General features: G+C 62.7%; 8 protein-coding genes. 6 read left to right on the forward strand and 2 right to left on the reverse strand.

From position 1 onward, the window contains the following. The first annotated feature begins 2 nt into the window (after positions 1–2). The 3 genes from GSQ88_RS20930 to GSQ88_RS20940 all read left to right on the forward strand — a co-directional run bounded on the left by GSQ88_RS20930 (position 3) and on the right by GSQ88_RS20940 (position 3,699). The gene (locus GSQ88_RS20930) at positions 3–2,510 is read left to right on the forward strand and encodes a circularly permuted type 2 ATP-grasp protein (RefSeq protein ID WP_159009649.1); all 2,508 of its coding nucleotides are present in this window, start codon (positions 3–5) and stop codon (positions 2,508–2,510) included. Beyond that, positions 2,507–3,382, forward strand: a complete 876-nt coding sequence (locus GSQ88_RS20935; RefSeq protein WP_159009650.1) for a transglutaminase family protein — start codon at positions 2,507–2,509, stop codon at positions 3,380–3,382. The genes GSQ88_RS20930 and GSQ88_RS20935 overlap by 4 nt, the downstream gene beginning before the upstream one ends. Positions 3,383–3,555: 173 nt before the next feature. Next, complete coding sequence (locus tag GSQ88_RS20940; RefSeq protein WP_159009651.1) at positions 3,556–3,699, forward strand: hypothetical protein; 144 nt, start codon at positions 3,556–3,558, stop codon at positions 3,697–3,699. A gap of 50 nt (positions 3,700–3,749) precedes the next feature. On the opposite strand, the gene GSQ88_RS20945 is transcribed toward GSQ88_RS20940, so the two are convergent. Next, complete coding sequence (locus GSQ88_RS20945) at positions 3,750–5,465, reverse strand: methyl-accepting chemotaxis protein (RefSeq protein WP_159009652.1); 1,716 nt, start codon at positions 5,463–5,465, stop codon at positions 3,750–3,752. A 650-nt stretch (positions 5,466–6,115) separates the two neighbouring features. Here GSQ88_RS20945 and GSQ88_RS20950 point away from each other — a divergent pair. Both GSQ88_RS20950 and GSQ88_RS20955 read left to right on the forward strand, forming a co-directional pair. Further along, entirely contained in the window at positions 6,116–7,699 is a 1,584-nt protein-coding gene (locus tag GSQ88_RS20950; RefSeq protein WP_159009653.1) for a B12-binding domain-containing radical SAM protein, read from the forward strand. A gap of 278 nt (positions 7,700–7,977) precedes the next feature. Continuing rightward, a complete protein-coding gene (locus tag GSQ88_RS20955; protein WP_159009654.1) occupies positions 7,978–10,371 on the forward strand; it encodes an efflux RND transporter permease subunit in 2,394 nt (797 codons plus the stop codon). Positions 10,372–10,457: 86 nt separating this feature from the next. On the opposite strand, the gene GSQ88_RS20960 is transcribed toward GSQ88_RS20955, so the two are convergent. Beyond that, positions 10,458–10,958, reverse strand: a complete 501-nt coding sequence (locus GSQ88_RS20960; protein WP_159009655.1) for a hypothetical protein — start codon at positions 10,956–10,958, stop codon at positions 10,458–10,460. 519 nt (positions 10,959–11,477) lie between these two features. On the opposite strand from GSQ88_RS20960, the gene GSQ88_RS20965 reads away from it, so the two are divergent. Then, positions 11,478–11,711, forward strand: a complete 234-nt coding sequence (locus tag GSQ88_RS20965) for a hypothetical protein (protein ID WP_159009656.1) — start codon at positions 11,478–11,480, stop codon at positions 11,709–11,711. Positions 11,712–11,876: the final 165 nt, after the last annotated feature.

Raw genomic sequence — 11,876 nt, forward strand, 5'->3', positions numbered from 1 at the left:
GGATGGCGGGACAAGCCGGTAGTCAGGGAAGCAAGGCCCGGCCGGGTAACCGGCGCGTGGCGCAGTGGACCCGTGGCTATGCCCGGCTGCCCGGCATTCCCGATGAATATCTGACCGAGGACGGCACCCCACGCGAGGTCTGGACCCGGTTTTTCGAGGCCTTCGCCGAACTGACGCCGGCGGACATCGAACGGCGTTTCGGCAGTGCCGACCGGCATCTGCGCGAGGCCGGCGTGACCTATCGCGCGCCCGGCGAGACCGCCGACCGCGTTTCGCCGCTCAGTCATCTGCCGCTTCTGATCGACGAGGCCGAGTGGCAGCAATTGACCGCCGGTATCGTGCAGCGGGCGCAATTGCTGGAACTGGTACTGGCCGATCTCTATGGCGAGGGCCGGCTGGTCGCCGAGGGCGCGGTGCCGGCGGCGGCCGTCGCCGGCAGCTCGGAATATCTGCGCGCGATGTGCGGCGTCAAACCACCGGGGGGCCGTTACCTCAACCTGTATGCCGCCGATGTCGGCCGCGGGCCCGACGGTCGCTGGTGGGTGCTGGGCGACCGCACGCAGGCGCCATCCGGCGCCGGCTACGCGCTGGAAAACCGCCTGGTGCTGTCACGCGCCTTTGCTTCGCTCTACAAGTCGATGAACGTCGAACGCGTCGCCCCGTTCTTCGAGGCGTTCCGCGACAGCCTGCGTAGCGGCGCCGACCGCGACGAACCGCGCATCGGATTGTTGACGCCGGGGCAATTCAGCGAGACCTATTTCGAACACGCCACGCTGGCGCGGTATCTCGGTTTTCTGCTGGTCGAGGGCGACGACCTCGCGGTCAGCGGCGACCGCATCCATATCCGTACCGTCGCCGGCCTCAAGCGGCTCGACGTGCTGCTGCGCCGGGTGGATTCCAATTCGCTCGATCCGCTGGAGCTTGACGCTTCCTCGCAGCTCGGCGTGCCTGGCCTGATCGACGTGATCCGCAAGAATGGCGTCGTCGTCGCCAACATGCCGGGTACCGGCGTGATGGAGGCCCGCGCGCTGTTGGGCTTCCTGCCCAGCCTGTGCCGGCGTTTCTTCGGCGAAGATCTGAAGATGCCGCACATCGCGACCTGGTGGTGTGGGCAGAAATCGGCGCGCGAGGAAGTGCTGTCGCGGCTCGACCGGGTGGCGATCGAAGGCGCCTACGGCCGCAGCGTTCCCGGTTTCCCCGGCAACGGTCCGATCCTGCCCGGCGAGTTGTCCCTGAGCGAGCGCGAACGGCTCAGGGGCGCGATCAGCGATCGTGGCATCGACTATGTCGGCCAGGAGCTGGTGCGGCTGTCGACCACGCCGGTGTGGGATCAGGGCCGGATCACGCCGCGTCCGTTCGTGCTGCGGGTTTTCGCGGCCGCGACGCCCAATGGCTGGACCATCATGCCCGGCGGCTTTTGCCGGATCGCCGACCAGCCCGATGCCCGCGCGGTGTCGATGGGCGACGGCGCCCGCGCCGCGGATGTCTGGGTGATTTCCGACAAAGCGGTGGCGCCGACCACGCTGTTGCCGGCCGTCGACACCGTCCCGATCCGGCGCGTCGCCGGCGTGGTGCCGAGCCGTGCCGCCGACAATCTGTTCTGGCTCGGCCGCTATCTGGAGCGCGCCGAAGCGACCTTGCGGTTGATTCGGGCGCTTACGATCCAGCGCGATCCCGGCAAGGGTTCGGCGACCGTGCTGCACTCGGTCGAGCGGATTCAGCGGCTGCTGGTAATCTGGGGCGCGGCGTCGCAGGCGTCGCGGACGCCGCCGGCCAAGATCGCCGCCGAAGCCTTGCAAAGCGAGGAAAAGTTCGGTTCGGCGCTGTCGCTGGTGCGCACCGCGCAGCGCACCGCGACCTCGCTTCGTGAACGCCTCTCGCCGGATGCCTGGCAGGTCATCACCGAGATGACGGAACGGCTGGCGCAGGAAGCCGAGGATGACGACGGCGTCGTCAGTGCCGCGGAACTGACCTTGCAGGAATTGGCAAGCTTCGCAGGGCTGGCGCAGGAGAACATGAACCGGGCCGCCGGCTGGCGTTTTCTCGAAATGGGCCGCCGTGCCGAACGGGCGATCAACACGCTGCGTTTCGCGCGACAGTTCGCCTATGACGAAGCCGGCAACGAGGATCTCGACACCCTGTTGACCCTGGTGGATTGCCAGATCACCTATCGTTCGCGCTATCTGGTGGGGCCGCTGTTGGCCCCGGTGCGCGACCTCGTGGTGCTGGATCCCTATAATCCGCGATCGGTGGCGTTCCAGGTGTTTGCGCTCAATGATCACATCGCGAGCCTGCCGACCTTGAAGGAGGGCGGGTTGATCGAGCAGCCGCGTCGCCTCGCGGTCGGCCTGCAGGCGACCTTGACGACGACCGAGGCCGCGGCCCTCGACACCAAGACGCTGTTCGCGCTGGAGCAGGATCTGCTCAACCTCGCCGATGCCATCGGCGCGCATTATTTTCCGCATGGACCCAATGCGAGCCGGCCCGAGAAGCTGACGGGCCTCGCGTGATCTACGACATCAGGCACGTCACCACCTACGCCTACGAAAATCCGGTCAGCTTCGCGCGGTGTTCGCTGCGGCTCGAACCGCGCAGCGGCGACGGACAGCAACTGGTCTCCCACACCGTCGATATCCGGCCGCAACCGGCGGAACGGACGGTTCGGCGCGACTTCTTCGGCACCCATACCGAAAGCGTGCTGATCGAGACCCCGCATCGCACGCTGCGCGTCGATTCGAGGTCGCGGGTGTCGGTGTCGCGCCAGGCGCCGGCTCGCGACGCGTCGAGTCCGGCGTGGGAGAACGTTCGCGAGGCCGCCTTCGCGGCCCATAGCCTTGGCCCCGACTCGCCGATCGGTTACGTCTTTCCGAGTTCGCTGGTGCCGGTGCTTGCACCGGTGACGCACTATGCCGCCGCGAGTTTTCCGCCGGCAGGCGGGGTGCTGGCCGGCGCGGTGGACCTGATGCACCGGATCCGCACCGAATTCAAATACGACCCGAAGGCCACCGTGATCTCGACACCGCTCGCCGAGGTGTTCGAGAAGCGCCACGGTGTGTGTCAGGATTTTGCCCATGTGATGATCGCGGGCCTGCGCGGCCTCGGGCTGCCGGCGGCCTATGTCAGCGGCTATTTGCGCACCATTCCGCCGCCGGGCAAACCACGCCTGCAAGGCGCCGACGCGACCCATGCCTGGGTCTCGCTGTGGTGCGGTGAGCTCGGCTGGATCGGCTTCGATCCGACCAACGACATCCTGGTCGAGAACGATCACATCGTGCTCGCCGTAGGGCGGGATTTCTCCGATGTCTCGCCGGTCGATGGCATCATCGTCGGATCGCGCAAACAAAAGCTGAGCGTCGCGGTCGACGTCATCCTGGTGGAATGATCTAAGGCGCGTGGCAGCGCGGCTTTACCGGCTGTTGACCAATTCCGCAGTCTGCATTCTTAACCACGGTATTGCAATCGGCTCGGAGGTAAAGTTGTCCTTCATCGATCGGCCCTAGCTTGGCACCAGACGAGAGCTTCATCTCGCGGAACCTGCCAGGGGAGGCATCCACCATGTCCAATGCCAAGCGTATTTTGTTCGCGAAACTCGAATCCAGCCTGTTCGGCCAGATCGCGTTATTCAGCGTTGCAGGTCTTGCGATGTCGCTGTCGCTGGCCTTCAGCTACGATCTGCAGATTCCCGCGCAGTGGCTCTGAGCGGCCCACAGCATTGAAAAAGGTGGCGCGCAGGCTTGCGCGCTATCGCTTTAGCCGGCCGCGGCGACCGACCGCGGTGCAGCTTCGCCATGCGGATCGGCGCGAAGATCGCGGAAGAATTGTTCGACCTCGCGCGACAGGATTTCCGCCGTCGACGTGAGATCGGTGGAGGCCGAGAGCACGGAGCCCGCGGCCCTGGTGGTCTCGCCGATCGCAGCGCTGAGCGAACCAATATTGCCCACCAGCGTCTCGTTGCCCTGCGCGGCCATCTGCGCATTCACGGAGATCTCGCGGGTCGCGGCATCCTGTTGCCCGACGGCGCCGGCGATGTTCGAGGTGACTTCATTGATGTCGCGCACGGCGCTGCCGATCTCGCGCACGGCCTCGACCGCACTGCGCGTCGAGCTCTGGATCATGCTGACGTTCTGGCCGATTTCGGAGGTCGCTTTCGCGGTCTGCTCGGCCAGCGCCTTGACCTCGTGCGCCACCACCGCGAAGCCGCGGCCGGCGTCGCCGGCGCGGGCGGCTTCGATCGTGGCATTGAGCGCCAAGAGATTGGTCTGTTCGGCAATGGCCTGGATCAGGCTGAGGACGCCGTCGATGCGCTGGGTCGCCGCCGCGAGGCTCTCGATCTCGGCCACCGACTTGTCGGTTCGCTGGCCGGTCTGCTCGACCACGCTGGCGGACTGACGGACCTGCCGGCTGATTTCCTCGACCGATGCCGACAGCTCTTCGGCGGCACCCGCGACCGCATTGACGCTGCGGGAGGCCTGCTCGGTCGCGCCGGCGGCCACCGCTGCCTGTCCGCTCGCGTCCGAAGCCACCTTGGCGATGGACTGCGCGGTGTCGCGCATCGACGAGGCGCTGGCGGTGACGGCGCTCACCACGCCTCTCATCGCCCCCTGGAAAGCCTCGACCGATTTTTCGATGTGGCGGGTTCGTTGTTCGCGCGATTCGGAATCCTGCAAGACCTGCGAATTGAGATTGCGGTTGCGGTCCATGGCCTCCTTGAAGATCTGGATCGCGCGCGCCAGGGCGCCGATCTCGTCGGCGCGCGTGGTGTGGGGAACCTCGACATTGTCGGCGCCGTCCGCGACCTGCTTGATGGTCGTGGTGATGACCGACAGCGGCCGCGCGATCGAGCGGGCGATGATCAGCACGCCGATCACGACCACGCCGAGCGCCAGGCCGCCGAGGCAGGTCAGGACAACGGCGAGTTCGTGGTTGGCATCGGTCTGTTGCGCCAATCGCTTGCTGCGTTCGGCATAGACCTTCGAAAGCGCGTCGAGGTCCTTGTTGAGTGCGGCCCGCACCTCGCGGTTGGCGTCGTTGTCGCCCCACTCGCGTCCGGCGGCCGGACCGATCTCGACGCCACGGCGAACCAGTTCCTTGCGGAAGTCGACGAACTGATCGATTCGCTTCCGGAAAACCGCGAACTGCGCGGAATCATCGGCCTGGACCAGTTGTTCCCAGTTCGCGACCACGGCCAGAAGCTGTCCGTTGAACGTGAGCAGCCCTTCGCCGAACTTGCCGGCGCCGGCTTTGTCCGTCGACATGTAGACGCCGCGGGATTCCATCACGATCGCGTAAACCAGCGAATTGACGCGCTGGACGTTGAGCGCGGCGCGGCTGGCTGTCTCGACGGCATCCATCAGTTCGGCGCTGCGGCGGGAGTTGTAGTCCGATAGTGCCGTGATCGCCGCGATCAGGACCGCGAACAGGCCGAAGATGGCATATAACTTGGCCGCAAGCGAAAGCTTGGACATGGGGGTCCTGACGGAAAAGTGGTTATGGGGAAATGTGTTTGTTGGGGCATCACGGTCTCTTCAATGACACCGCATGCTCTGCCGTCTAAAAATTATGCAGAGCTTTGATGGATAAATCCTTAATTTACCTACCATTTGTGACATTAGAATTTCGATAAATATCAATCACTTAAGGGAAAAGAGGAGCGTTCATGGCGGTGGTCGGGTGCGTCCCTTGGCCGCAAAGGGCGCGGTGGGTCTCAAAAGCCTGTGCACAGCCAGGGTCCGATCCGGATAGCGAAGAAACGTGAGATCGCCACGCGCTTTCAGAACACCGTCGGCTTGCGTGGGGCGGGCGAGGGGGCGGTCGGCGGCAATGTCACGTATTTCGAGACCGGGCAGCGCTCCGCACTTTCCTGTTACCGGATTTCGCCTCGCGGCCTATCGCTTGAGGCGGCTTTTGTCCTGAAGATCGGAACACCGGAGCGATATCTCCAACAAATCATTTGATCCGTAAGGCTCTTGATGGACGAGGCTCTTGAATAACAACGCTGCCGAACAACATGGCCATTGAACAACGCCGCTGCCACAATGTTGAAGAATTTGTGGCCCAGCGTTGAACGTGCTTCACTATCAAGCCACTACCGATTTGTAGCGGCAGAGGAAACTCAATGCGAGCTCAAGGCACAGGAAACGCCCGGCGGATTCTCTGCGTATTCCCGCGCTACACGTCTTCGTTCGGCACGTTCGAATATTCCTATCCCCTGACCGACGGCGTGCAGGCCTTCATGCCCCCGCAGGGGCTGCTCTTGATCGCGGCCTATCTGCCCGAGCATTGGCCGGTCCGCTTCATCGACGAGAACATCCGGGCCGCCACGCCGGAAGATTTCGAATGGGCGGAAGCGGTGCTGGTGAGCGGCATGCATATCCAGCGTCCGCAGATGAACGATATCTGCCGCCGCGCGCATGCCTACGATCTGGCGGTCGCGATCGGCGGACCCTCGGTCAGCGCCTGTCCGGACTATTATCCCTCGTTCGACTATCTCCATGTCGGCGAACTCGGCGACGCCACCAACGACCTGATTGCGCGGCTGGCGCGCGATCCATCGCGGCCCGAGCAGCAGGTGGTGCTGAAGACCGCCGACCGCCTCGACATGACCCAGTTTCCGATTCCGGCTTATGAACTCGCCGACATCCCGAGATATTTCCTCGGCAGCATCCAGTATTCGAGCGGCTGTCCCTATCAGTGCGAGTTCTGCGACATCCCCGGGCTCTATGGCCGCAATCCGCGGCTCAAGAGCCCGCAGCAGATCACCGCCGAGCTCGACAAGCTCTTGGAATGCGGCATCATGGGCTCGGTCTATTTCGTCGATGACAATTTCATCGGCAACCGCAAGGCCGCGCTCGATTTGCTGCCGCATTTGATCGAGTGGCAGAAGAAGACCGGCTATGTGCTGCGCTTCTCCTGCGAGGCCACGCTCAATATCGCCAAGCGCCCGGAAATCCTGGCGGGCATGCGCGAGGCATTCTTCGGCACCATTTTCTGCGGCATCGAGACCCCGGATCCAGTAGCGCTGAAGGCAATGCACAAGGATCACAACATGATGGTTCCCATCATGGAAGCGATCCAGACCCTCAACAGTTTCGGTATGGAGGTGGTGTCCGGCATCATCCTCGGCCTCGACACCGACAAGCCCGAGACCGGATCGCATCTGCTGGAATTCATCGACGCGTCACAGATCCCGCTTCTGACCATCAACCTATTGCAGGCGCTGCCGAAGACGCCGCTGTGGGATCGCCTGAAGCGCGAGAACCGGCTGATCGAGGATGAGGGCCGGGATTCCAACGTCGACTTTTTCTTGCCTTACGAGGATGTCGTCGCCACCTGGCGCGCCTGCATGGGCAGCGCCTACGAGCCGGCGAAGCTGCTGGAGCGCTACGAATACCAGATCCGCGAGACCTATCCGAAGCGGTTACGTCCGCGGACGCCACAACAGGCAACCTGGAAGAACATCAAGCTCGGCCTGACGATGCTGCGCAATATCTTCTGGAAGGTCGGCATCCTCGGCGACTACAAGCGCGAATTCTGGAAGTTCGCGCTGCGGCGTCTGGCGCGTGGCGAGATCGAGTACCTGATCGCCTCGATCATGGTCGCGCATCATCTGATCAATTTCGCCCGCGATGCGTCGGGCGGACAGACCAATGCGTCCTACTACTCGCTCAAGCTGCAGGAAGCCTCTGTTCCCGCGGAGTAGCGAGGTTCCCCCAGACGAAAGCGGCGGCGGAAAGCCGCAGCGCATCGCGGCGAGCGCGCCTGACAATGCGGCGACTTGAGGCCATTATCCCGGCTTGCTATCGATTTGTGCGTCGCGGCGCGCTTGCGAGAGGGCACCGAGACCTGCTAAACCGCTTTAATAAATTTTCCGTATTGTTTTCAAGGGCTAGCGGCGATCATCCACGGCCGATCCAGGCCTCGTTCGCGCCCCGGAACTTAAGCTATACAAACTGACCTGATGTGAGAATCGGATAGGCCATGCTCGAAAAGAACAGAGACAGTGAGGTCCATACCGACACGATCGAGCAGCCGCCGAAGGGGCTGAGCATCGCCTTCGGGCTGGAGCGCATCGGCCTGTTCGCGGTTCGGGCGCCGATCCTGTCCTGCATCATCCTCGTCGCCCTGATCGTCGGTGCGATCTTCGGCATCCAGCGCATCAAGATCGACGATTCGCTGAGCCAGTTGTTCCGCTCCAATTCCAAGGACTACAAGCAGTACGAAGCGGAAACCAAGCGTTTTCCGGCGACCGAATTCGATGTGCTGGTCGTGGTCGAAGGCAAGACGCTGCTGGCGCGCGACAATCTGGGGAAGCTGCGCGATCTCGTCACCGACCTGCAACTGGTTGACGGCACGCGCGGCCTGATTTCGCTGTTCTCGGCGCGGCAGGCGCCGGCGCCGGGCAAGCTGCCCGCAGCCCTGTTTCCGAGTGAGCTGCCGCAAGGTGCCGACTACGACAAATTCATCGAGACCGTCAAAAGCAACGAGATCATTCGCGGCAAGCTGTTGTCCGAAGACGGCACCTTGGCGCTGATCGTGCTGTCGCTCGAGCCCGACGTGGTCGCAAGCAGCAAGCTCGGCAAGACGGTCGGCGATATCCGAAAGCTGATGGCCGATGATCTCAAAGGCAGCGGGCTCAACGCCGAATTGTCGGGCGTCCCCGTCATGCAGCTCGAGATCCGCAACGCGGTCGAACGCGACGGACTGACCTACAACATCCTCGGTATCCTCGCCGGCTGTATCATCGCGATCATCTTCTTCCGCAAGTGGTCGTTCATGGTGGTGGCCGCGTTCCCGCCGATGATTGCGATCCTGCTGGCGCTCGGCGTGCTCGGATGGGCTAATTTCAATCTCAACATGTTCCTGAACGTGATGACGCCGCTGATCATGGTGATCAGTTTTTCGGACTCGATGCAGCTGACCTTCGCGGCGCGTGACCGTCTGATCGCCGGTCAGGACAAATACACCGCGTTCAAGAACGCCGTGCTGGTGGTCGGACCGGCCTGCGTGCTCACCCACGGCACCGCTGGGATATCGTTCATCGCCCTGCAATTCTCGGATTCCGACCTGATCCGGAAATTCGGCGAAGCGGGGCTGGCGGCGACCATCATTGCGCTGATCGCGGTGCTTTCGCTGGTGCCGGTTTTCGGGGTGCTGCTGGTGCGCAACGAAAAGCAGTTCGCCGTGAAGTTCCAGGGCGCCGACGCCGGCGTGCAGGCATTGCGCAATTTCTGCTACTGGATCGCGGTGCGCATGGTCAGCCGGCCCGGGCTGTTCAGCCTGATCGCCGTGATTTTGGTCGCGGGCCTCGGGTTTGTTTACGCCAATTTGCAGCCGCGGTACCGGCTGGCCGATCAGGTGCCGGACAAGCAGCAGGCGGTGGCGGCAAGTGGCCGGCTCGACGCCAAGCTGACCGGCGCCAATCCGATCGACGTCCTGATCGAACTGCCCAAGGACGAAACGCTCTATTCGCCGGAGACCCTACAGACGATCGCGGATGTTCACTCGACCGTCGAAGCCGCCGCCGGCGTCGGCAACGTGTGGTCGCTGGAGACGCTGCGGCGCTGGCTTGCCGAAAAAGCCGGCAGTTCCGATGTCGCGACGTTGAAGGAATACGTCAATCTGATCCCGGAGCATCTGGTGCGACGCTTCATTTCGGCCGATCAAAAGGCGGTCGTGGTGTCGGGCCGGGTGCCGGATCTGGATTCGAGCCGGATATTGCCGGTGGTCGAAAAGCTCGATGGCGCGCTGGACAGCATCCGGACCAAGCATCCTGGATACGAGATCGCCGTCACCGGCCTTTCCGCCATTGCCGCGCGCAACAGCGCCAGCATGATCGAAAAGCTCAATCGCGGGCTGACGGTCGAGTTCGTGCTGGTCGCGGTCTTCATCGGGCTCGCGTTCCGTTCGGTGGTCGTGATGTTGTCCTGCATCCTGCCCGGCATCTTCCCGGTCGTGCTGTCGGGTACGCTGTTGTATGTTCTCGGGGAAGGGCTGCAGTTCGCCAGCGTTGTCGCGCTCACCGTGTCGTTTGGCCTGGGCCTGAGTGCGACGATCCACTTCCTCAACAGGCTGAGGCTCGAGTCGACGCCGGGCGTCAGTCCGGAACTCGCGGTCGAGCGCGCGACCGTGTTGGTTGGCCCGGCGTTGATCCTGACCACGGTGGTGCTGGCCTGCGGCCTGGTGGTGACGGTGTTTTCCGATCTGCCGTCGCTGCGCCTGTTCGGATGGCTCAGCGCGTTCGCGATGGTCTCGGCCTTGGTCGCGGACCTCTTCATCCTGCGGCCGACCGCGATGTTCCTGATCAACCTGTCGGATCGGATTCGCGGAACCGGCCGCCACGCCAAGCCGGCCGATGGGACCTCGGCATCATAGAGCTTGACCGGCCAAACAAAATCCCCGTTCCGATTTGATCGGAACGGGGATTTTGTTTGTCGCGATGCGTTCTGGAAAAAGCGGTGTCAGCTCTTGACCAGGGTGATGTTCACGCCGCGGATATCGCCCTTGGAACTGATCTGAACGGTCTGTCGGTTGCCAGTGGTCCGCAAGGTCAGGTTCGCGGCAAAGCCTGAAGCCTCGACGAACACGTCGATCTGACCTCCGCCCGCGGTGCCCTGCAGATTGCCGAAAACATTCCGGCTCGCCTCGCTCCAATTGCCGGAGATGCGGTCGCCCTGGCTGGTCACGTCGCTGCTCAGGTCGAATTTGTAGCTGTCGCTGGCGCAATGCAGGCTCTGCTTCAGGTTCAGGCCGCTGCCGTTGACCTTGTAGTCGGCCTTGCATCGGATGTGTTCGGTGGTTCCGTCGGAAAGCGAAACCGTGCCGGTGCCAGACCACGATCCGTTAAAGCCCGCAAAAGGGCTCGACTGGGCGTGGCTCGCCGACATCGACAACATCAGCGCGGCGCACACGGCCGCTGCCTTGATGGCCTGTCCAAACAAGCCGGAAACAGAAAGTTTCATGTTGAATTTTCCCGATTAAAATTGACGCCATGTTGCAAGATTATGTCGCGCCGCACCGAAGGTTTAGTGTCGCAGTACTCTCCAAGGTTCAATGCCAAGTCGCCCGGCGTGTCGCAAAATGCCGCCGACCGGCCGTCACTGCCGGATCGTCGGCTGAAATGACACGAACCGGACGCCCTTGAATTGTATTTTTTTGCTCGGTGTTGTCAAAAAGCTTCAGATATTCACCGATTTCACGAGGGAGCGCACGGCTTAAATGGCGGCCTTTGGTCGCAAGCGGCCGGCCGTGAAAAGCTCGAAGGCAAATAGCCTTTTGATATCAAATAATTGCGAGCATTGTTGAGTTGATGCGCGGAGCCGGGTATTCGGGTTGCGGTCGCCGTAAATTTGGCCGCATTTACCAGCGCTTTTGGTTTATTCGTCGCTGCGGTTCGTGGCGCTCGCAATCTGAATCATCTTTTCGGTTCAGCACCATGCTATCCGGATAGGTATTCTCCGCGGTTACATTGAAGGAACACGATGTATAAGTTTTTTCTCGCAGTCTCCCTGCTGTCGATTTCGGTTTCCACCGGTGCGCTCGCCCAGCAGCGCAGCGGTACCGCGGATGAGCAGGCGGCCTGCTCGCGCGATGTTCAGCGCTACTGCCGCGCGGTGATAGACCAGGGCGATTTCACCATCCTGGCCTGCCTTCAGCAAAACCGGCCGAAGATTTCGAAAGCCTGCGACCTGGTGCTGAAAAATCACGGGCAGTAGGCCTTATCGGCATCGGGTCATCGCCGCCGCAGGCCCGTCACAGGGTTAATTTCGGACGCGGCCTGGTTTGCGAGCGATCGCAGACAGCATTGGTTTTGCCGGCGTATTCCCCTATATGGGGTTCGCGTTCCGTCCGCATGCGCGGATCATCGGTGCGCGCGAATT

The organism is Bradyrhizobium sp. S69 (assembly GCF_009766005.1).
Lineage (GTDB): Bacteria > Pseudomonadota > Alphaproteobacteria > Rhizobiales > Xanthobacteraceae > Bradyrhizobium.